The organism is Yersinia sp. 1652 StPb PI, from assembly GCF_041538345.1.
Taxonomy (GTDB): Bacteria; Pseudomonadota; Gammaproteobacteria; order Enterobacterales; family Enterobacteriaceae; genus Yersinia; species Yersinia enterocolitica_E.
Map to the genome: position 1 here is coordinate 3,478,189 of NZ_JAULSM010000001.1, position 21,922 is coordinate 3,500,110.

Here is a 21,922-nt window from a genome sequence, read left to right on the forward strand (position 1 = left end):
GCTCTGCACTCGGTTAATACAAAACCAAGCACTCAGAATACGATTTATTAATCAGTTAGTTACTAAATAATCTGACGTGTGCTTTCACATGCACCGCCGCCAATACATCCACAATCGGCACATAAGAAGACATCTGGTCAATATCACCTATCTCGGCAATATCACAGAACGTCTCAATGTCATGGTTCAACTCAAACAAGATGCGCTGGGTGTCGAAATGGGTCACGCGCATCAAACGCATAGCCGCACTTAATATCGTCATCGCTACACCGTATTGATGCATAACCACCACTTCCCGCTGCCTTATCCCTTGTGCAGCCATAACCACCGCCTGAGTCACCGGATAGGTGCCTGCGGTATTGCCACTTTTTATCTGCCCCAGCCACCAACTGATCAGCGGGTGCTCCACCACATGGATAGACATCTCCGCCAATTTTTTCCCCATTCGGGTTGCCATCAAGCGGCTTTCTTCATTTAACTTACGATTATTTACTGCCCAGTCAGCACGGATGATGCCATCACTATCATCCGCCATTACGGCCCGATGGGCCGCGACAACCCCCATACCATCACAGCTCGCAGCCTGCTTTAACGCCGTCAGGACAAAGCCTTTTAATGTGGGCACGTCATGAACCACGCCGGTTTGAATGGCTGATTCCACACCATTGGAAAACGTAAAGGCCCCGACCGGCAGTACGGAATCACCAAATTGCATGATACGAATCAGATCTGATGCATTCATTGCGCTGCCTCCCTGCCTCAATCAGTGTTTATGGTCGCTATCATGATCACCATGACTGTGGTCATGGTCATGGCTATGGCTATGACCTTCACCATGAGAGTGAATACTGTGAATATGTAAGCCAGAACCATGGGGTTCATCCAGAGGACTGGCAACATGAACATGGGTATCAGTGTCTTCAGCGCCACCAAACAACAGCCGTGCTTCAGAGTTAGTCAGCAATGGCAGAATTTCTGCCCCTTTAACAAAACGGAAAGGTAAGTGCTGGAAGCCATGTGTTCGCATGACCGAGTCCATCATGGTGGTAGCAACCGTGAGAGGTACGTACACCTCATTATTTTTAGTCACCGCTTTCCAATGCTGATTACCCAATGCGTGGCCCAGTTCGAAGCAGGTTTTAATCAACTCATCCGCTGAACGGTTTTTCAGTTCACTCAAATCAATCACCATCACATCGCGCAAATTGATCTGCACCACTACTGCTACGTTGCTTTCTTCATCCCATGTCAGCACGTCACCATCAGCAAGTACCACGTTCCTGTCGAGAGAAATACCGAGATCCAACCCCTGCATGGTGGATTTACGGCAGCGGCTTTTTTGCGCTTCCCGTTGATCCAAAACCAACAGATCAACAGTGGCATTTTTAAGTTTCGCCTGCCAAACCGGATCCTTTTTCACATTGCCAAGAATGTGCTCTATCAAAATCATGTTGTTGACTCCTTGCCTGTGTCAGCTTGCCCACAGTAATGAAATCCTTTTCTGTATCATTCATCCAAACGCGCCCCCTCCTTGGCACTAAATAATACTTACTGTGGGCAAGCTGAATTCTGAAATAACGGATTAGCGTCCAAACGTCCTATTAACCAAAGAAATAGCGCTGGTTCATTGATGCTGTTTCGATAGGTTCACAGGTGGCATGTACGCCATCCACTTTCACCGCAAAGGTTTCAGGGTCCACTTCAATATTGGGGGTTTGATCATTACGCACCAGATCATGTTTAGAGATGGTACGGCAGTTTTTAACCGCCATAACCTGACGTTCCAGCCCAGCTTTCTCTTTCACGCCATCGTCGAGAGCGGCTTGGGAAACAAAGGTGACGCAAGTGTCTTGCAGGGTTTTGCCCATCGCACCAAACATTGGGCGATAGAATACCGGTTGTGGCGTTGGTAATGATGCGTTCGGGTCACCCATCGCCGCCCAGTTGATCATGCCACCTTTGATAACCATTTTAGGTTTAGCCCCGAAGAAGCGCGGATCCCACAGTACCAGGTCGGCCATTTTACCTACTTCGACTGAGCCGATAACATGGCTGACACCCTGTGCAATTGCGGGGTTAATGGTGATTTTTGCCACATAACGTAGTACACGGAAGTTATCGTTATTCGGCGCATCTTCTGGTAATTTCCCGCGTGATGCTTTCATCGCGTTAGCGGTTTGCATTACACGTAGCCAGTTTTCCCCGACGCGCCCCATGGCTTGCGAGTCACTAGAGAACATGGAGATAACACCCATATCGTGCAGAACGTTTTCTGCCGCGATGGTTTCCGGGCGCACACGGCTTTCAGCAAACGAGACGTCAGCTGGCACATTTGGATTGAGGTTATGGCATACCATGATCATGTCGAACAGCTCAGCCTGACTGTTGACACCGTATGGTAGCGTTGGGTTGGTTGAGCTTGGCAACACGTTAGGTTGGCTGGCCACGCGGATAATATCGGGTGCATGCCCCCCACCCGCACCTTCAGTATGGAAGGTGTGAATAGTGCGGCCTTCGAATGCATCAATGGTATCTTCCACATAGCCACATTCGTTCAAACTGTCGGTATGTACCGAAACCTGAATATCCATCTCATCTGCCATGCGCAATGAGTGGCGCAGGGCATTGGCGGTCGCACCCCAGTCTTCATGGACTTTATAGCCAACCACACCCGCAATGGCTTGTTCCAGCAGTGGACCACGTCCGTAGGAGTTACCTTTACCCAGAATACCCACGTTGACAGGCAGACCTTCGATAGAACGCAACATCTGGCGAATATTCCATGGCCCCGGCGTCACCGTTGTCCCGTTGGTACCATCGGTTGGGCCAATCCCGCCACCAAAGAAGGTTGCCACACCGTTGGACAGCGCATGATAGGCCTGCTGTGGGGAGATTAAATGAATATGACTATCAATACCGGCGGCGGTCAGAATCAAATGCTCACCTGAAATGGCATCAGTACTGACACCGACCACCATTCCTGGTGTCACCCCATCCATCACACCTGGGTTACCACTTTTACCGATACCGGCAATTTTGCCGTCGCGAATACCGACGTCAGCCTTAATTACCCCTAAGCGGGCATCAACAATTGTGACGTTGGTTATCACTAAATCCAGCACACCATTATCGCGGGTAAGATGGTTATTCGCCCCCATCCCGTCACGCAATGACTTGCCACCACCGTAAACGGACTCTTCACCATATCCACGCAGGTCTTTTTCGATTTCGATAAACAGATTGGTGTCACCCAAACGGATTTTATCGCCAGTCGTTGGGCCAAATAGACCCGCGTATTCTTGCCGAGAAATTTGAGGCATCTGTCGCTCCTTTCTTTTTTTCGGTGCGTGTAACCTTCATCTTTCAAGTTACAGGTGTGTTAGCTGCTCTCGCTCACCCGAATCACTTACCTGTGTAAGCTCATCGGGACTCTCTCGTTTGCCGCCTTCCAGAAACTTGAAATCTATTGGTTATAGCTAATTACACGTATGCGAATTTCGATGATTTTGATTAAGATAAGGTGTCATTTAGACGATTTGAAACCACGCTCAGCCGCACGACGGATAGCCTCTAGCTTATCTGGGCGTTCGCTATTAGGCACCACGCCTTCGCCGGTCCAACCATCCACCAGATTGTTAAAGCCATACAGTGTTTGCTTGCCACCGAAAGGGATCAGCGGAACTTCGGTTTCATCACCGGGTTCAAAACGAATTGCGGTGGTTGAGGAGATATTGAGTCTCTTGCCATAAGCCGCAGCACGGTCGAACTCCAGTGCACGGTTAACTTCGAAGAAGTGGAAATGCGACCCCACTTGAATGGGTCGGTCACCGGTATTGCGAACTTTAACTTTGGTTACTGGCTTATTTTCATTAAAGGTGATCGGTGTATCAGCTAAAATACAGCCACCGAGAGGGGTATTCTGTTCTGCATTATCTTTAGTGCTTTTCTTTGCGCTCATGCTTTAATCCTCTGCAATAATCAGTTCAGGTTTTACTCGCATGCTGCCATCAGTGTTATTTAATAGGATCGTGCACCGTGACCAACCGGCTACCGTCAGTAAAAATTGCCTCAACCTGAACATTCGGAATCAGATCAGCTACCCCGTCCATCACATCATCTTTAGTGAGAACTTTGCTGGCTTCTTTCATGACATCTTCTACCGATTTGCCATCTCTGGCCCCTTCCATTGCAGTCACGGTGATGATAGAAACGGCTTCGGGATAATTGAGTTTCAAGCCACGCGCTTTGCGTTTGAACGCCACATCAGACAGCGTGTAGATCATGAGTTTTTCAACTTCTCTTGGGGTGAGCTGCATAAGCCCTCCTGTATGGTGTTAAGAAAGTGAAAGTGAGAAAAACAACCTACTAGCTCTATAACTGCTAGCCCTCTAACTTGCCTTATCAGTAAAGGGTTATCCCTTGTTATTACTGATAAAATAGGCTTTTGATGCCAGTTAATTAGTATATTTCAGAATTTAAGCGCATCCTCCTGCATATCTTGTTAGATTCTTCATTTGAGTTCTGATTTTGCGTTTTAACTACCCTCAATATGCTGCCCGACATTTGCGCTGCAACTTAAAATATCGAAAGAACGACTGCCGCCCGTTATACAGCAAGATATTACAATCGTGTATAAAGGTGTTATCCCGTTGGATTGGTTTGTATGATGAATTTTTGATAGGTATTTTTTACCGCGTTTAGTTATGCCAATCAATAGGTGAATGGCATCCGCTAATATTTTTTTACTAAAACAGAAAAGGATTACTGCATTTATCCACAGTAAACAACAAACGGATGAATCGATTAAACGTTTGCTTCCCATAGCTAACGAATCCCTTATTCAGCGCTCAGTTTCGGTATGTTCTTTTTGTAGCATAGATAATTATAAATCAATATGTTGCTATAAAAAAAACACCTCTAACCAATATAGACCAAAAACTGGAAAATTCATCATTAATTACCAACTTGATAAAAAACACTGTAGCGATGAGGACGGATTAATTTAATACAATTAAAAATCAATTAGTTATACGTAAAATGATGCGGGTTTATATTCATCACAAATAAAGAATACCAGAGCTCCTACCAAAAATAGATGTTAAATTGGCATGCTGAGACAGAAACAAAATCACAAAACCCTAAGGGGTGTGAGCCTGATAAAAACACGTTAAAATACTAATCACTGTGTATAGAATAGTCACCTACTTCAAGTTAATATTGAACGCCATCTCAATTTATTTATGTAAAGTTATCTTACCGTGATGTTAATTATCATCTCCAATGTATAACCCCGCGTTTTTATCATTATTTAAACAGAATATGATCCTAATCAATAATTCTATTTTCACTTGGAAATAAAACATCTCACACATTGAGTGACTATCACTCTAGCTAATTATTTAATCGATTACGTTTTAATTTACCGTTATTAATTCATCCTGTTTTTATCAATGCCAAACCAATTTGAGGCTTAACTACTGGTTTTTGATAAAGAGGGATTTCACTTTCACGCTCTGGTATCCATATACGTGAACATACCTTTTCCAATAAGGATTTATTGTGGCTGAAAACAATAAGCCCCAATGGGCGGTGTGCCGCTTCGTCTAATAAAACGCGCCAAATTTGTGCCTGAACATGTGCATCCAGTTGTGCCGTTACTTCATCGGCAATCAAGTATCGGGTGCGCGGATCCAGTGCCCGCAATAGTGCGATACGCGCCAACTCGCCTCCCGACAATTCATCAGGCCGGCGCTTCAACCAATCAGGATTAACGGCCATCCGCTCAAGCCAATGTGCTGCGGGTCGCCAGGCATCATGCAAGCTCTCCCCCGTAGTCCGGTAAGGATTGAAACTTTGTTCTGGATGCTGTGGCACTAACTGAATAGGACAATAACCTTTTTTTGCCAGTGGCGCGCCACCGAGCAAAATCTGGCCGGAAGTGGCTGACTGCCATTGTGCTAATACCCGGCCAAGGGTCGTTTTACCAAAACCACTGGGAGCCGAAATACCTAAGCGCTCTCCGGCTGTTAGAGAAAATGAGATGCTATCCCACAACAGTTTGCCACCTTGAACCACTGTCAGATTATCGACACTAAACATATTCGCCCACCTCCGACAAGGCTATGTGCTGACTGACAAATTGTTGCTCCGGTAGCGCTGCCCATAGTGACTGTAGCCAGGGGCTACCACCGTTATTCTTCAATTCTTCAGCACTCAGCGTCTCATGTAGCTTACCTTGATGTAACACCGCAATCTTATCGGCAAAACGTGCCGCCAATGCCAGATCATGAGTTACCCATAAAATGCCACGCCCTTGTTGGCAAAAAGCCCGCAGGTGAGTGAGTAACTGGCAGGCATGCTCGTCATCGAGCCACGAGGTCACTTCATCAGCCAAAATATAGCGGGCATTGGTCAGGGTGGCACAGCTGGTCAGCACCCGTTTTGCCATGCCGCCAGAGAGTTGGCGAGGGAAGTCATGCACCAACCCTGGCGCAAGATTGTAGGTTTGCAGTTGCATTGCCACATCTTCCAGCCGCAGTTTTACACCACTAAGCTGCGCGGCACGGGTCATTTGTGAGCCGACTTTAATTAATGGATTTAGCGCGCTGACCCCTTGAGGGACGTAACATAACGTTTTTCCGCGCCGTTCAATTTTGTCTTGGGCGCACAACACCTCACCATCAAGGATAATCTCGCCATGACAACGCATATTGTCTGGCAATAAACCCAATGCACTTTGTAACAACAGACTTTTGCCTTCACCGCTACCGCCAACTAACGCCACCAGTTCTCCCGGATTCACCTCCAAAGAAATATTACTCAGCAGAGGATGCCAGGTTTTTCGCCCCAGCCAGCGGTAATGAGCAACATCAATAGCAAATTTTGCAAATTTCAACATCAGGTTATCCTCACCCAGAGTTGTTGCAGCGACCGGGCAAACTGGTCAAATACTAATACCAATCCCACCAAAATCAGGCCAGGGAAAAAAGCCAGCCACCATGCCCCACTGCTCAGGTAACGCAGTGCATCCGCTAATAAGATCCCCAACGACGGCTCATGGGGTGACAGCCCAAACCCAAGAAAACTGAGCGCTGCGCTGTGTAACACCGCATGGGGGAACATCAACAGTGTGCCAACAATCCATTGTGGCAGTAATAACGGTAGCAGATGATGACGCCAACGGTAAAAATTACTGTTACCCAACCGATGAGACAACATCACATAATCAGTCTCGCGAATACGTAAGATTTCTGCGCGTAAAATCAGGGCAAGCTTTGGCCAATGGGTGAGGGCTACCGCCAGAATAACGCCTTGTTTCCCGCCCCCCAAAGTGAAGCAGATCAGCACCAATAACAGCAAGTGAGGCAATGCCAACATACTGTCAATTAATCCGCGAATAATATAATCCAGCGTTTTATTGATAGCACACAAACTGGCAGTGAGCATCGCCAGCAGTCCACTGGCAAAAGCAGCAATCAGGCCAATTTGTAAACTGGTTGTCATCCCCTGAAAACAGCGCAACCACAAGTCGCGCCCCAGACTATCAGTACCAAACCAATAAGCCGGTGATGGCGGCTGGCGGCGCGCCATCAGATCCATCGGTACTTCAATGGGATAAATAACCCAGCCATAAACAATTAAAATGAGTAATAGCGCCAATGAAACGAACAGCCGAAACAGCGCCCGGTTTGGGTTATAAGTCATAATTGCCGCGCAGCTCCCCTATTCAAGCGGTGTAACAGTGCGTTGGCAACGCTGTTACCGCAAAAGACCAATATGGCGCAAAACATGACGATCCCCATCAGTAACGGAATATCGCCGTGAAGCCCGGCATCAATCGTGGCTTGCCCTAAGCCGGGATAGGCAAAAACTTTCTCCGCTAATAGCGAGCCACCCAGTAATTCCCCCACAGAGGCAAATTGCAGACAAAGCGCTGGCGTAATGGCATGGCGTAAAATATGGAAGTGAACCAATGACCAGCCCTTATCTCCCTGAGCACGAGCATAGCGGATAAACTCGCTATTCATCACCTCAGCAACCCTGGCGCGGGTATGCAGCGCAATATTGCCAACCCCCAATAATCCCAAGGCCAGCATCGGCAGAATGAGATGACGCAGTTTGTCGCTCCAACTGGCTGTTTCAGCATTGCTTCCAGGTGTCCATGCACAGCAAATCGGCGCCCAATTCAGCTTCACCGCAAATAATGACAGCAACAATAAACCAATCCAGAAAGTGGGTAGCGAAGCTAATAGATATGACAGGGTTGAGATCAAACGATCAGGCCAGCGATTAAGATAACGTCCCGCAGTCAGCCCCAGCAATAGCCCAACAATGCCGGAGAATAGCCATGCCGAAAGCAGTAACGCAAACGAGGTGGCAAAACGTTCACCAATGACCTGTGAGACTGGCGCGTTATACAGCATGGAGTAACCCAAATCACCTTGCAAAACCTGAGTAAACCAATGCAGAAAACGCTGCCACAAAGGCAGATCCAACCCCCACCGTGCCGCAATCAGCGGATATTGTTCCGGTGGAACATGCAACAGCTCACTGCCAATATAGGCGCGTATTGGGTCTACCGGGGAAAAACTCAGCAGCGTAAAAGTGCCTACTGCGGTGATTAGCAGCAGGCAAATTAAACGCAGAGTAAATAGCGAGATCCCCTTCATTACTGACAGGTCCATTTCCAGCTATCCAGGCTATTAAGCAGTGACCAGGAACCATGGATTTCCGGTGCCCCCTTACCTAAATCAACGCAATCATTAGCCAGGTAAGTATGCTGAATATTCAATAACCACGCCCACGCCGCATCACCGCGAATACCGGCACCGGTCGTTCCATCCCAATCAACCTGTTGCCAAAATGGCACCGCTTGTTCCCAGGTTGGCGCATCCAGTGCCTGTTGCAGATGTTTATCAACTACCGGATTCTGGTAGTAGCCTGGATTATAATATTCAACACCGGCAGCTTTACTGCTGTAGTGATGGTACAACTCCATGGGATCAAGGCTACCCCAGCCAAACAACGTGGGGTTAGCATGCATATTACGTTCAACGGTTTCCCAGCTACCGGATTTCAAATCAACATCAATACCAATAGGTTTCAGCATCGAACGCAGCGCCTGGGCTAAATCGCGGCGCGTAGTATCACCGCTGGTATACCAAAGCGTGATTTTGGCCGGCACCCCATTTTTTTCTCGAATACCCTCACTGTTCAGCGCCCAACCGGCCTGTTCTAATATCTGTTTGGCTTTTTCGCTATCACCATCTTTAATGGCCGAATCTGAGTTATTCCATGGCAACCCCTGTACACCTGTATAGGCAGGAATAGCATGACCCTCCATAATTTGGTCGGCCAGGAGTTGGCGGTTAATGGCATAGTTAATGGCACGGCGGATAGCAACATCCGCCGTTACATCATTACCAATCGGATAACCCTGAGCATCTTTCTTACCCGCCGGAGTGGTCGGGAACACGATGCCACGGTTTTCTACACTTGGCCGCACCCATAACTTCATGTTATTGACCGGACCTGCCGCCATCGATGGTGGAATGCGGACGACCCCTAACTGCCCACTTTGCGCCGCTGCAAAGGCACTGTCTTCATCAAGAAAAACAAAGATCAGTTTATCGAAATCATTCTTATTTCCGGCATAATGAGGATTGGCTTCCACGATCATTTGTTGACCCGGTTGGAAGCTCACCAAACGGTACGGGCCAGCACCAATAGGGTTTTGTGCATAGGTTTTGGCATTATATTTATCAGCAGAAACAATCCCCAGCGATCCCAACACATTTACAAAAGTACTTTGTGGCGCTTTCAATTGGATTCGAATATTGAGGGGATCGATTTCTTCGGCGCGGAGGAAATTACCCATATCGACTTTACCGCCACTGGCAGCAGCATTGTTATAGGTAAACACCACATCTTTGGCCGTCAGAGGAGATCCATCAGAGAATTTGAGGCCCGGCTTGAGCGTCAGAGTCCAGGTTTTACCGTCGTTGCTGGTTTTATACTGGCTCAGCAGAAAATTATTCCAGCTAAGATCTTCATTTTGTTTTAGCAACGGGCTATGCAATAGCAGATAACTGCCATGACTCCAGCCTAGCATTGGGTCAAAGCCTTCGGTGGGTTCATCACCGATAGCCAGTTGCAGGGTATGTGTTGCGGCACTAACGGGAACAGAAAAAACACTGAGTAGAGCGGCTGTGAGTAAGGTAGTTCGGAGCCATAGACGTTTAGACATGAATCATCCTTTGATAAATTAGCCAGTGAATATAGGGCATTGCCTGTCAGGCAAAGATTCAACAAATAATTAAGCGTAGCACTAAACATTAATATGGGTAATAGATGTCTTTTTTAGTATTAATGACCAATTTTCACCACTTTAGTTAGAACTTAACAGCATTCAACTAACAAAAGTCAGGTTTAGATGAGGTAAATCAAAAAAAACCAAGACAGATCTAAAATTGATTATAAATAAAATTGATCTACATCTATAAAAATGACAAAAATAGTAAATTAAATAATCGATATATTCCTTATAATATCGCCTTGCAACAAGATTCGCCGATTAGTACCCACAAACCAAGAGATATAGCCTATTAATTCATGGCCGCGTTATTTTCAATCAAGAAGATTAATTATCGAGCCACTGGTGCAATTTTTATTTTTCCGTCAAGCATCGGAACACTGCGAGGATATTAAGATAAGTTCCAATCGGGAATTATTACCCATTGAGGGAAATCTATCATAATAATGAGAGAAAGAGAGTGATTGAGTAGACATTCTTTCGCACCAGAATAATTTTTCTGACACAGATTATCCCTCACAGCCCTTTACGCGCCCACCAACCTTGAAGGTAAAATACTTGAATATCTGGGTATACATATCGATGGACATATCACAGACCTTGTCACGATCAACATCAGGAGCAGCTTGTTTTTCAGACACCTGTAAATCATTTCATGCACGAATCCGCTCTGTCGCCAGTTCGGATTAATATACTGGTAATAAATAATGCTCCCAACCCCAATTAGAATAATACCTGTAGAATAGCATCCATATTATTACGTTTATTTCTGTTACGTAATGTCGTTGCGATATCTGACAAAACCACACCAATACCTGGATATCATAACCTCCATCTAATTCACCGCTAGATCCTTTATGCGATAAATATTAAAGTAATGAAACTATACTACTTACACGTATATTAAAATTCACAATATGCAGTAGCTACTCTAGCGAACGTACTAATTTACAGTGAATACTTAACCATTAGGCTGGTAGGTCATCTCGTAAAAATAAGCGCTAAACGGCAACTCATACCAAACTTGAGTACTCTCCAAAAGCGAAGGGAGGATTTTTGGCTCGCAGCGTGAATAGTCTTCTGTAGGATATTGGCGCTGACAGTATCCCCGAGGGCTATCGATAAAATCCATCTTAGGAATGCGTTTAAGCACTAAAACTTTCCCTTCACTGTTCCCCATTTGAGGTTCAATAAAAAAGAAGCTGAGCTGAGATATGAGCGCCGTAATGCTAATAGCCACCACGACTATCCACAGATAAATAGAACGCATACAGAATTCCTGCAATGAGTAAACACGATTACTCTATCAGCTAACCTATAATGAACGCCAAGAATAATAGCAGTGGTTGTCCATTGCAGGAGAAAAAGCACTTTTATATTCAAATATTGCAGCCACAGCTCACTGGATCCCTGGGTTTATCAATGTCCGTGATTTTCGTGTGCAGCGGTAACCCCTCATCACGCCAGCCGGTGACACCTCCTATCATCTCTTTAACCGCATAGCCAAGTTTGCTCAAATTAACGGCGGCGCGGTGAACACCATTGCAGTGGGGACCAGCACAGTAAATCACAAATAATGTCGCTGGCGGATAGAGTGAAAGCAAAGTGGCATCCATTAATCGATGAGGAATATTGATAGCTCCCGGTAGGTGTAGCGTGGCAAACGCCGCCTCACTACGCACATCCACCAACACAAAATCTACATTACCTTGCTGCTGGCTGGTATAGACATCTGAGCAATCAGTTTCAAATGCTAAACGCTGGGAAAAGTACTGTAATGCGCGTTCTACACAAGCCGGTGGGATCTGACTGACTAAACTGCTCATATGATTTCTCCATTCAATATTATGAAGCATCACTTTATGAAATGGCATTAGCCGATTACAGTGGCAGAAATGACAATAAACCACTGAGATACGCCAATGAATATTTCAACTGCATTAATATCTGCCAACAGACCAACGGAGGAGCCGGGATTAGTGGTGACGCTGGCTTACGACGGATTGTGCCTATTTGAGTTTGGTATTGCGCAGGAAATATTTGGTTTAGCTCGCCCTGAATTTGATTTTCCCTGGTACCGGCACCAAGTGGTAGGTGTAGATCAACACATCACTACGGCCAATGGCAGCCTACATATTCAAGTTGATACCGATTTGTCCCTACTGGAACAGGCTAAAACCATTGTGATACCCGGTTGGCGCAGCCCTGACGCTCTCCCTCCAACAGCACTTACCGAGGCTTTGCAGCAAGCAGTCGCACGTGGTGCACGCATTATATCCATCTGTTCTGGCGTTTTTGTACTGGCGGCTGCGGGGTTATTACAGGGGAAAAGCGCCACAACTCACTGGCGCTATACCGATTATCTGGCACAACACTATCCTGACATTCATGTCGATGCCAATGTGTTGTATGTAGATGAGGGGCAAATTATCACCTCTGCGGGTAGCAGTGCCGGTATTGATGCCTGCTTACATCTGATTACCCGTGATTTTGGGGCTAAAATCGCCAATCAGGTAGCACAGCGGTTAGTCATGGCTCCCCAGCGACGGGGCGGGCAACAGCAATTTATTCCGCTGCCGCTTGCCAAAGAAACGCATCGGGATATGGCAAAAATGATGCAGCAAGTGCGCGGGCAACTGGCCCAAAATTGGAGTGTCAGCCAGATGGCCGCCGAATTGGCACTCAGTGACAGGACATTTTTACGGCATTTTTCTGCCGCCACGGGCCAATCACCCAAAATATGGTTACAGCACGAGAGAATGCACAAAGCGAAAGAATTACTAGAAAGGGATCAGATGAGTATTGCGAGGATTGCCGAATATTGCGGATTTCAGACCATTGAAGGTTTTAGAAATGCATTTCGCCAAAAAGTAGGGATCACCCCTGCGGTGTATCGGCGGCAGTTTAAATATAACTAAGGGGATATTCCAGAGTAATGAATCAATATCGACGATTTTAGACAACAAAAAACCCCGCCGTGGCGAGGTTTTTAGGTTGTTGGTTAATCTTATTTAAGAGATAAGAATAATATTATTGAGGATATTATTGTCTGCTCCGGCTTAGGCCATCATCGCTATCGCAACTTTCCAACAATACTTTTTACCAACAATGCGTTTACCAAAAAAAATCTGACCTGAGCCAGATTTAATTACAGCTAAACGTGATAGATAGCAGTGTAAATTACAGTGCTACTACGTTTACAGCTGAAGGGCCTTTCTGGCCTTGCTCGATGCTGAACTCTACGTTCTGGCCTTCATCAAGAGTTTTGTAATCAGTGCCCTGGATTGCAGAGAAATGTACGAATACATCTTTGCTACCGTCAGCAGGAGAAATAAAACCAAAACCTTTACCAGCGTCAAACCATTTTACTAAACCAGTCATTTTATTAGACATAGAGATATTTCCTTCATTATTTGTGCCAAAACGTGGCAATTGTGGTCTGCTGATCAAGAGTTACTTATGGGGGCACTAAAGAAGGAAATTCGTCGGAGAAGTGATGTCTAAAAAATATCGCTTTAACTAGGAACTGCTTTACTTAAATGGCTTACATAAATAGGTCTGTGCTACAAACCGATGAAGCTATTAACGCATGCTGAGATATTAATAGCAAGGCTTATTTATTTTGAGTATTAAATGAATGATAAAAACAAATCGTGCATAAATTATGATATACCCTAAATAATTCAAGTTGCAGGAAGGCGGCAACGAAATGAACCCACGGAGTTGAGATAACGCAATGACTTGGGTGACAAATCTGTCAGGAGCAGATTTGAACGCTGCTTGCAGCGGCCTCGCAGAGGCGAGGCCTATGGACGGGCCGAGTAGTGATGGCAGCCAACGCACATGCAGTTTGAAGTATGACGGATATAAAACCAACTGTCCTACATCGTCCGGTGGCATCCTGTGCCGGGATAGAAAGACAGATTCTAGCGGGTGAGGTTATGCTCAGACTTCGTTATAATGCCAATGAAAATCGGAAGCCGTCATAAAGGAAAAGCAATGACAATGCGTGAGCTTGAAGTACAGTTTCTTAATGCAATGAGTGAGTTGCAGTCAACTTTTGAGAAACAGCATCAGACATGGCAGGCAAGCTACAATGCATTGCAACATGAACTGGAGCAGTCAAAAGCACGGGAAACAGCATTGCGTGCTAAAAATGATATGTTGCTTAGAAAACTTAATACTGCCAATACCTTACCAGAACAACATTCATTAGTTAGGCAGATTAAAGTGTTAGGTGCACATCTTGATGCTCTGGCGAAAGATGCTGCCGCTTTCAATCATCATCTGAATAATCAGCAAAAAAATAGCGATAATTTCAGTGGCGATAACCCTTAAACACTTCGTTGACTTTATCTACTCAGGCGATTTAACAGCCAGATAATTTTACGTTGTCAATTACACCTTTTATGGCGCAAAGAAACATTCAATGACGTGGATAATTATTGCTGTTTTGATCGTGGTTTTTATTGTCGGCTACCGTGTGTTGACATCAGATACCCGTAAAGCGGTGGATACACTGGCCAATTTACTGAAGATAAAACCGATTTACATTGAATCCATGTTGCAAGAGATGGGGCAACGTCAGACACAAATGTTTATCCGCTCCACCAGCAATGGCTATGCCGAGGATGTGAGAAAGGCGGCTTATCTGGTCTTTATTTACCAAACCTTTATCAAAGACTCTTCCGATGAAAATGTGATGCAATGGCGCAATACGCTGATTCGCTCACATATATCCCCAATGCTAACGGCCGAACATACCGAAGCGGCTTTGTTCTATTTCGCAGAACTGGATTTAGATGCCTTTGAATTGGCGCAATTCCGCCGACAATATAATATGCAGTTTAATCAGGAAGCTGACGCCGTATTGCATTGATTCTGGCGCTACGGCGCGGTGACATTTATTGTGCCAAGGCGAGCTGGTTTTACGGGTACATACTGTTTAGATAGCGCAATAACATTTCTCTTGAGCTAAAACCGTGGGCAATACCGTAGCGGTCATCAGCGTCACCGGCCAGATAGAGCGGAAACTCCACATACTTATCACTGATACGAATAGTTGCCGTGGGTGTGGCAAACAACAAGCTTTTATCTTTATGCGCTGGGTGAATAACCAATGCTGTCCTGCCCATTCGGGCTTCACGGTTAACATAAACGTAATGCTCCGCTTTACGATAACCGTAAGCCTGATCAACCGTATAATCCCGATCAAAACCGGCATTCTCCAGGACCTTAGCCACTTCATCTGGCCGTAAATACATTTATTTCCCCTCTTTTTGACTACTATTGAGCGACCTTACCGTAATAAATAAGGGAAACCACGTATTTATTGGCTCAAAACGACTATTTCGGAATAGTCTACACACCATTTTCATCTCATCAGCGTTGTTTCTACTCGACTGGCACGTTAATAATCCGTTGCTGGCGTGGTAGCATCGCACGCCAAAACCGCCACAAAAAGAGGCTGACTGAGTTACGGATAATAAAATCTTATTCAGCCCCCAGTGAGGGCTTGTTTTCACGCCATTGCGATGGGGTAGTGCCCTTAACTCGCATAAACTCGCGATTAAAATTTGATTTAGTCTGGAACCCCGCCTCTAGCATAATATCGATCACTGGCAACTCCGTACGCATCAATAGCATCGCGGCATGATCGACCCGCAACTGATTAACGTATTGCGAAACATTTTGCCCCGTTTGCTGATTAATGGCCTGCGACACTTTGCGCGGGGCAACGCCAACTTTGCGCGCCAACGTTGATAAGTTGAGTTGACTCTCCAGATACAGATTATTTTTCTTTAAGGTCAATAAGATGACAGAGAAAAGCGCCTCCAGCGATTCAATTAATGGCTTATCATCCGTTACCGCCAACTCAGCCGGCAGCGCAGCAGTCGGCTCTTCACGATGTGCGCTGGTCGCCAGGGTGTAGCACATTGTTAACGTAATCAAAAGGTTGCTGAAGCTGGCTATTAACCCAGCCTGATTTCCGGCAAAAAATGCATAGTCAGCACTGATAATGATATCGCCCACCCCCGACCCAATCAGCAAGATAGCCATCAGAAGCCATAACCGGTAGCTAAGCCAAATTTTTTCCACAGAGATCTGTTGCAAACGATCCTCACCAGGGCGCAAGTAAACCAGCACCGCAAGGCCATAAGACAAATAACTGATAATGACCATTGCATCGAGCCACTGTGGCGCGATCCAGAGACAAATTGCCGTACCGATAGGGCCTAAAGCATGTATCCCAGACGGCCAAATACCCACCCTCCTCTCCCCGGTTGTACGAAGGAGTGCTAAATAGGTCAGCGGGGGGATAGTCATAGCGGCGATAGGTTGTAAGCCATTAAACAGGGCAAGATGATAGCCATAGCGCAAGCCAATCAACCCGCTTTGTAATGCACAAACCAGCAATAGCAGCAGTAAGAATCCGCTCTGCTTACCGGATTTAATCAAATGATAAAACAAACCAATACATAAAATTGATAACAGAAAAGAGACGGGGATCAGTGGCATAACCCTTGCCTTAACAAGTGGATATCGTGAATAACGGTTTTGTAGTGTAGACAGCCAGATAAGCGAAAACAAGCAGGTCCAGGGACTGGATCATGATCGAGGTCGCGGCTAAATGCCCTTCCCTCTAAGCTGACAAAGAACTCAATCAGTCAGGATATTAAATCATGAAAAATGCTGTGCTGTGCTTCTGTTTTTTGCTGTTTTTCCCGATGGTCAGTTATGGCTGGCAAACAGCGGTTACTCACATTTCATTCAATGACACTCAACGCCAGCGCCAACTTGATAGCTTAATTTATTATCCAACAGCGAAACAGGGAACAACGGCCCTACTGGGTGATAGTGCCGTCTTCAACGGTATCTCGGTTTTACCTGATGCCCCCCTTGCCACAGGCCAATTTCCATTGATTGTCCTCAGCCACGGCAGTGGTGGCAACAATACCAGTATGGCGTGGTTGGCAGATAAGCTGGTGCAGCAAGGTATGGTGGTAGTCGCAGCCAATCACCCAGGCAGTACCACTGGTAACTCTATACCGGCCAAATCAGCACAGCTATGGTTACAAACTGAAGATATCTCTTTTATTATTAGCACATTACTGTCTGATTCGCGCTGGAAGTCGGTACTGGATAATCAGCCTATTGGGGTAATTGGCCATTCGAAAGGGGGTTATAGTGCTATTGCGGCATTGGGTGCAACGCTTTCATTTCCACGTTTCATTGCTGGCTGCCAACAGCAGCCCGAACAAGCCAACTGCCAGTTTTATACCCGTGCGGAGGTAAAATTAAAGGCACTTCCAGTGCGGAAAATTGAAGGAAATTATGCTGATAAACGTTTACGTTTTGCGGTCGCTTTAGATCCCGGCATGGTGCCTTTTTATCAAAACAGTAGTCTGTTTCATTTAACAGCCCCACTGCTTCTGATTAATGCTCACTATTTTATCTCACCGAATATGGCACTAAATCTGGGCGGGAGTGAGTGGATAAAGCGGCTTAATCCGCCAGGTATAACCACAATAACCTTAGCCCACAGCGGACATTTCGATTTTCTGCCAACATGTAAACCGACAGCCCGCGCAGTTCTGGCTCAGGAAGGCGAAGACTTTATCTGTGCGACGTCAGTGACGGAAAGAGAAAAGTTACATCAGCAAACGGTTCAACAGATTGTTGAGTTCCTGCATCAACAACATATTTTGCACTGATATTTCAATATAATAATGGTGACGCACAAGCCATCCAAACTGTGCGAGGCTAAATAAAGGTGTCGGTAAGAAACAGCACACAGGCAAGTGATACACCACATAGGGTCATCACACTGAAAATCAGCTCGAACAGATAACGATTGATCATGATGGTTAGCCTATAAAAAAAGACACCCGGCGTTAACCGGGTGTCTGGAATTGGCTAGACTGTGCGGTACGGAATGCCCGCATTCCGGCATAATTATGCTGCTGGCGCTGTCGCTGATTTTTTAACCGCTTTATGGTGTTTTTTAGCGGCTTGGGCTTTCTGAGCTGGCTGAGCTGGCGCTTTTTTCACGTGTTTTTTAGCGGCCTGTGCTTTTTGAGCAGGTGCTTTTTTCACATGTTTTTTAGCAGACTGTGCTTTTTGTTCTGTGGTTTGTTTGGTTGCTTTATGTTTTTTATGGTGAGTTGCTTTAGCTGGTGCTGCATTTTCTGCGGCAGGCGCAGCAGTAGTGCTGGTTGCAGCTGGTGCTGCTGTAGCGGCCGCAGTAGTTTCAGCAGCGAAAGCAACAGAAGACAGACCCATGGTTGCAGCAACGATCAGCGCTAATACTTTTTTCATTTTAAAATCCTCAGAGTTTGTTTCGCTAAGCCCCCGGTGGGGCCGTTGAAAGAATCATAGAGGAATCAATTTTTCCTTTCCGTGAGTCATTGGTTTCGCTAAGTAACCAAATGTACAAAGTAATAGTGATTATTATTTACGCCATACATTATGAATCACGCTATTTAAAAGCAGCCCTGTTCGGGAGGCATGGTGGTTAATTATCCCCTCGTCTTCGGATTAGTCCTGAAGCGCATGTCACATCGACGTGATGGACTATGCTTAATGTTCATCAGGCAAAACGGAGAGTCAAATGTTCAAGAAATCAGAAAAAATTGAAAGAGATCTCAATCAGGACGTGACCCTTCTGGCAGATACTCTTGACGATGTATTGCGTTCATCAGGTGAGAAAACCAAAGAGGAACTGACCAAAGTGCGCCACAATGCCGAAGGTGTATTACGTGATGCGCGAGCGCGTTTCAACGGTTCGACCAGCCTAAAACAGCATGCCCGAGATGTTGCAGGTAACGCAGATGACTACATCCGCGACAAACCATGGCAAGGTGTCGGTATTGGTGCTGCGGTCGGTATCGTACTGGGTGTGCTGTTAGCACGCCGTTAAAAATAATCGGATAGCCGATAAACCGCCGGTATTTTATCCCCCCTCATTGCTGTGTCTACTTATAGGGATGACGATATCTGGCAGTTTGGTTAATCGGTGGCCCCAGTGATAATAGATGCACTGCGGGCCAATTCTCTTACCCGGTAAATAGCGGTTATTAACCAGACGTAGGGTTATTAAGCAGACATAGGGTTATTAAGCAGACATAGAAGTAATAACTTTGGCCAATAGGGCCACCAGCCGATCAGTTTCTGCCACAGAAGTGAGATTAGTAAATCCCATCAACAATCCATTTCCACCGGTTGCCTGGCTCGTTTCTGCCAACGCCCAATCTGATAGCGCCTGAACCGCTAACCCTTGCTGCCGCGCCCGTATTGCTACGGCATAATCAGCAAAACCCTTATCCAATCGCGCCAGTAATTGTATCCCTCCAGCTTGCTGTTCAACCTCAACAACGCCTGCCAACTGCCGCCTCAGACTTGTCGATAGCATCTCACGCCGTTCGGCATATAAATGACGCATACGTTTCAGATGGCGATAAAAATGCCCCTGATTGATAAACTCCGCCACACTGGCCTGTATCAGTGGTGGGCTGGTACAAATGCGTAACTGGCATCGCTGATTAAATAGTGCCACCCGTTGTGCTGGAACGACCAGATAAGCCAGCCTCAGTGCCGGAAACATCACTTTGCTGAAGGTACCGGCATAGAGCACCCGCCCCTGCCGGTCCAACGTTTTCAGCGGTGGCAGTGGCCGCCCTTGATACCGAAACTCACTGTCATAGTCATCTTCAATAATCCATGCATGCTGCTGATCGGCCCAATCCAACAGGGCAATACGTCGTGCCAGACTGAGCGCCACCCCTAACGGGCTTTGATGGGCTGGGGTGACGATGGCAAAACGTGCCTGGGGGCAGTCGTTAATTGCCGCACCGACATCCATTCCGTCCTGATCAACTGCGACCGGATGCGGAATAAGCCCAGCTTCGCGAATCAGTTGCCGTGTCACAGGATAGCCTGGGTCCTCCAACCAGCCACGATCGCCCGGTTGCAGTAAGGTACTGATCACCAGATCCAGCAATGACTGATAGCCTGAGCAAATAAAAACTTGTTCAGGCTGGCAACTCACCCCGCGTGATAACTGTAAGTAATGTGCTATTGCTTCGCGCAATAACCCAAGCCCGGTCGCGGGGGGATGTCCAAGTGATGATGCGGTGAGATTATGTAACTGTTTGGCCATGATTCGCCCCCATTGCGCTCGGGGGAAAGCGTCCAGCGCCGGTAATCCTAGCTCGAAGGGCCGCGCCACCGGACTAACCGTTGAGACTTTATTCACCACAACAGGTTGCGCACTCTGAGTTAATGGCTGCAAAGGGGCATCACGTAACTGAGCTGAAACGTAAGTCCCACTCTGCCCACGACTTTGCAAATACCCCTCGGCAATTAATTGACCATAGGCATTTTCCACCGTACCTCGTGCCACCCCCACTTCACTGGCTAGCACCCGAATCGAGGGTAACCGCGAGTCAGGCAGCAATACCCCTTGCACAATGGCATCTTTAATACGCTGATAAAGCTGACGGTAGACCGGCTCGTTTTGTCGGCTATCCAGGCTCAGAAGATGTGAAAAAAACCTCATCATGACCCACTAAAATAAGTAATTTATGGCTCTATAGTATAGGTCATCACCGCGCTAGAGTAGCGCCATACTCTACGGTACCTCACAGGAACATATCATGGTTGCACAACGTCTTTATTTTTCCGAACTTTCACCTACAACCTATAAAGCACTGGTTAATGCGTCTCTCTCATTAGATAAGAGTTCGTTACCCAAAGCATTGATAGAAATGATTTTTATGCGGGTATCACAAATCAACGGCTGTGCATTCTGCTTGAGTATGCACGGTAAATTCTTGCGTGAGAACGGTTTTGATAATGCCAAAATGGATGTGATAGCTGGCTGGCGACTCAGTAATGCATTTACTGAAGCAGAAAGAGCAGCATTAGACTGGGCAGAAGCGGTGACTTACATCACCACCAGTGGCACACCTGATAATATCTTCGACGCCTTAAAAGTACATTTTACCGATGCTGAAATTTCCGATTTAACTTTTGCTATCAGTATCATGAATGCCTTTAACCGCTTAGCCGTCAGCCTGCGCCAGTAAATCATCTTGCCCGCAACAACTCCGCAATAGAAATATTTTTATCCTCCTTATTATTACTAAATCTACCGCCAGCCCCGTGCTGGCGGCCCTGTCGCTGAACAATGCATGAATTCTCAATAAATAACTACATGTAGTGTGGTTGAATTAAATAAACACTAGATATAGTATTTGTTTTATCACCTACGGAAATGAAACCGCAGTTGATTATCAGAGGCAGGTCGTCGCGGCACCTTAACAACCTGACTAATCCGCCTTTCCTCACTACAAAAGGTAAATGCGAATCATGAGTATTATTATTTACAGTAAACCTGATTGTGTCCAGTGCAATGCCACTTACCGAGCATTCGACAAACAAGGAATAGCCTATCAGGTCATTGATTTAACAGCAGATTTACAAGCATTAAATCATGTGAAATCTCTTGGTTATCAGCAGGTGCCAGTGATTGTTGCCGGCAATGAACATTGGTCCGGCTTCCGCCCTGACAAAATTAACGCACTGGTTCAGGCCGTCAGTGCCTGATGG

General features: G+C 46.2%; 24 protein-coding genes. 7 read left to right on the plus strand and 17 right to left on the minus strand.

Annotated elements, in window-relative coordinates; all coding sequences use genetic code 11:
* Window positions 1–55: 55 nt before the first annotated feature.
* The 12 genes from Q2T71_RS15835 to Q2T71_RS15890 all read right to left on the minus strand — a co-directional run bounded on the left by Q2T71_RS15835 (window position 56) and on the right by Q2T71_RS15890 (window position 12,138).
* Entirely contained in the window at window positions 56–742 is a 687-nt protein-coding gene (locus tag Q2T71_RS15835) for an urease accessory protein UreF (RefSeq protein ID WP_083163061.1), read from the minus strand.
* A 21-nt stretch (window positions 743–763) separates the two neighbouring features.
* Entirely contained in the window at window positions 764–1,450 is a 687-nt protein-coding gene (ureE, locus tag Q2T71_RS15840; RefSeq protein WP_372559716.1) for an urease accessory protein UreE, read from the minus strand.
* Between the two features lie 151 nt (window positions 1,451–1,601).
* Window positions 1,602–3,320: an urease subunit alpha gene (locus tag Q2T71_RS15845; protein ID WP_083163057.1), complete on the minus strand. Its 1,719-nt coding sequence runs from the start codon at window positions 3,318–3,320 to the stop codon at window positions 1,602–1,604.
* Between the two features lie 203 nt (window positions 3,321–3,523).
* Complete coding sequence (locus tag Q2T71_RS15850; protein WP_083163055.1) at window positions 3,524–3,958, minus strand: urease subunit beta; 435 nt, start codon at window positions 3,956–3,958, stop codon at window positions 3,524–3,526.
* A 55-nt stretch (window positions 3,959–4,013) separates the two neighbouring features.
* Entirely contained in the window at window positions 4,014–4,316 is a 303-nt protein-coding gene (locus tag Q2T71_RS15855; RefSeq protein ID WP_002215288.1) for an urease subunit gamma, read from the minus strand.
* Between the two features lie 1,117 nt (window positions 4,317–5,433).
* Window positions 5,434–6,099 (minus strand): ATP-binding cassette domain-containing protein, encoded by a 666-nt coding sequence (locus Q2T71_RS15860; RefSeq protein WP_372559717.1) that lies wholly within the window; start codon window positions 6,097–6,099, stop codon window positions 5,434–5,436.
* On the minus strand, window positions 6,092–6,898 hold the full coding sequence (locus Q2T71_RS15865; protein ID WP_083163051.1) for an ATP-binding cassette domain-containing protein: 807 nt from the start codon (window positions 6,896–6,898) through the stop codon (window positions 6,092–6,094). Before Q2T71_RS15865 ends, Q2T71_RS15860 begins: the two co-directional genes overlap by 8 nt.
* Window positions 6,898–7,704, minus strand: a complete 807-nt coding sequence (locus Q2T71_RS15870; RefSeq protein WP_372559718.1) for an ABC transporter permease — start codon at window positions 7,702–7,704, stop codon at window positions 6,898–6,900. The genes Q2T71_RS15865 and Q2T71_RS15870 overlap by 1 nt, the downstream gene beginning before the upstream one ends.
* Window positions 7,701–8,669 carry an ABC transporter permease gene (locus tag Q2T71_RS15875; protein WP_372559942.1) on the minus strand — a complete coding sequence of 323 codons (969 nt, stop codon included), beginning with the start codon at window positions 8,667–8,669 and terminating at the stop codon, window positions 7,701–7,703. The genes Q2T71_RS15870 and Q2T71_RS15875 overlap by 4 nt, the downstream gene beginning before the upstream one ends.
* Window positions 8,669–10,246, minus strand: a complete 1,578-nt coding sequence (locus tag Q2T71_RS15880; RefSeq protein ID WP_372559719.1) for an ABC transporter substrate-binding protein — start codon at window positions 10,244–10,246, stop codon at window positions 8,669–8,671. Before Q2T71_RS15880 ends, Q2T71_RS15875 begins: the two co-directional genes overlap by 1 nt.
* Window positions 10,247–11,273: 1,027 nt before the next feature.
* Window positions 11,274–11,582 (minus strand): DNA-directed RNA polymerase subunit beta, encoded by a 309-nt coding sequence (locus Q2T71_RS15885; protein ID WP_372559720.1) that lies wholly within the window; start codon window positions 11,580–11,582, stop codon window positions 11,274–11,276.
* Window positions 11,583–11,691: 109 nt separating this feature from the next.
* Window positions 11,692–12,138, minus strand: a complete 447-nt coding sequence (locus tag Q2T71_RS15890) for a rhodanese-like domain-containing protein (RefSeq protein ID WP_372559721.1) — start codon at window positions 12,136–12,138, stop codon at window positions 11,692–11,694.
* Window positions 12,139–12,234: 96 nt separating this feature from the next.
* Between Q2T71_RS15890 and ftrA the strand changes: the two genes are divergently transcribed.
* On the plus strand, window positions 12,235–13,230 hold the full coding sequence (gene ftrA, locus Q2T71_RS15895) for a transcriptional regulator FtrA (RefSeq protein WP_372559722.1): 996 nt from the start codon (window positions 12,235–12,237) through the stop codon (window positions 13,228–13,230).
* Window positions 13,231–13,492: 262 nt separating this feature from the next.
* Here the strand turns inward: ftrA and Q2T71_RS15900 are convergent, their stop codons facing one another.
* Window positions 13,493–13,705: a cold shock domain-containing protein gene (locus Q2T71_RS15900; RefSeq protein ID WP_005275958.1), complete on the minus strand. Its 213-nt coding sequence runs from the start codon at window positions 13,703–13,705 to the stop codon at window positions 13,493–13,495.
* A gap of 606 nt (window positions 13,706–14,311) precedes the next feature.
* Between Q2T71_RS15900 and Q2T71_RS15905 the strand changes: the two genes are divergently transcribed.
* Window positions 14,312–14,650 carry an MbeD/MobD family mobilization/exclusion protein gene (locus Q2T71_RS15905; protein ID WP_372559723.1) on the plus strand — a complete coding sequence of 113 codons (339 nt, stop codon included), beginning with the start codon at window positions 14,312–14,314 and terminating at the stop codon, window positions 14,648–14,650.
* A 91-nt stretch (window positions 14,651–14,741) separates the two neighbouring features.
* Window positions 14,742–15,191: a DUF1198 domain-containing protein gene (locus Q2T71_RS15910; RefSeq protein ID WP_083163035.1), complete on the plus strand. Its 450-nt coding sequence runs from the start codon at window positions 14,742–14,744 to the stop codon at window positions 15,189–15,191.
* A 49-nt stretch (window positions 15,192–15,240) separates the two neighbouring features.
* Here the strand turns inward: Q2T71_RS15910 and Q2T71_RS15915 are convergent, their stop codons facing one another.
* Both Q2T71_RS15915 and Q2T71_RS15920 read right to left on the minus strand, forming a co-directional pair.
* The gene (locus Q2T71_RS15915; protein WP_372559724.1) at window positions 15,241–15,576 is read right to left on the minus strand and encodes a DUF2002 family protein; all 336 of its coding nucleotides are present in this window, start codon (window positions 15,574–15,576) and stop codon (window positions 15,241–15,243) included.
* Between the two features lie 229 nt (window positions 15,577–15,805).
* Window positions 15,806–16,831, minus strand: a complete 1,026-nt coding sequence (locus tag Q2T71_RS15920) for a helix-turn-helix domain-containing protein (protein WP_372559725.1) — start codon at window positions 16,829–16,831, stop codon at window positions 15,806–15,808.
* Window positions 16,832–16,995: 164 nt separating this feature from the next.
* On the opposite strand from Q2T71_RS15920, the gene Q2T71_RS15925 reads away from it, so the two are divergent.
* Window positions 16,996–18,027, plus strand: a complete 1,032-nt coding sequence (locus Q2T71_RS15925; protein ID WP_372559726.1) for an alpha/beta hydrolase family protein — start codon at window positions 16,996–16,998, stop codon at window positions 18,025–18,027.
* A gap of 241 nt (window positions 18,028–18,268) precedes the next feature.
* Here the strand turns inward: Q2T71_RS15925 and asr are convergent, their stop codons facing one another.
* Complete coding sequence (gene asr, locus Q2T71_RS15930) at window positions 18,269–18,631, minus strand: acid resistance repetitive basic protein Asr (protein ID WP_083163029.1); 363 nt, start codon at window positions 18,629–18,631, stop codon at window positions 18,269–18,271.
* 292 nt (window positions 18,632–18,923) lie between these two features.
* Between asr and Q2T71_RS15935 the strand changes: the two genes are divergently transcribed.
* Window positions 18,924–19,232, plus strand: coding sequence for a YqjD family protein (locus Q2T71_RS15935; RefSeq protein WP_083163027.1), 309 nt, complete (start codon window positions 18,924–18,926; stop codon window positions 19,230–19,232).
* Between the two features lie 195 nt (window positions 19,233–19,427).
* Here the strand turns inward: Q2T71_RS15935 and Q2T71_RS15940 are convergent, their stop codons facing one another.
* The gene (locus tag Q2T71_RS15940; RefSeq protein WP_372559727.1) at window positions 19,428–20,873 is read right to left on the minus strand and encodes a PLP-dependent aminotransferase family protein; all 1,446 of its coding nucleotides are present in this window, start codon (window positions 20,871–20,873) and stop codon (window positions 19,428–19,430) included.
* 94 nt (window positions 20,874–20,967) lie between these two features.
* On the opposite strand from Q2T71_RS15940, the gene Q2T71_RS15945 reads away from it, so the two are divergent.
* On the plus strand, window positions 20,968–21,399 hold the full coding sequence (locus tag Q2T71_RS15945) for a carboxymuconolactone decarboxylase family protein (protein WP_372559728.1): 432 nt from the start codon (window positions 20,968–20,970) through the stop codon (window positions 21,397–21,399).
* Window positions 21,400–21,682: 283 nt separating this feature from the next.
* Complete coding sequence (gene nrdH, locus Q2T71_RS15950; protein ID WP_372559729.1) at window positions 21,683–21,919, plus strand: glutaredoxin-like protein NrdH; 237 nt, start codon at window positions 21,683–21,685, stop codon at window positions 21,917–21,919.
* Window positions 21,920–21,922 lie beyond the last annotated feature (3 nt).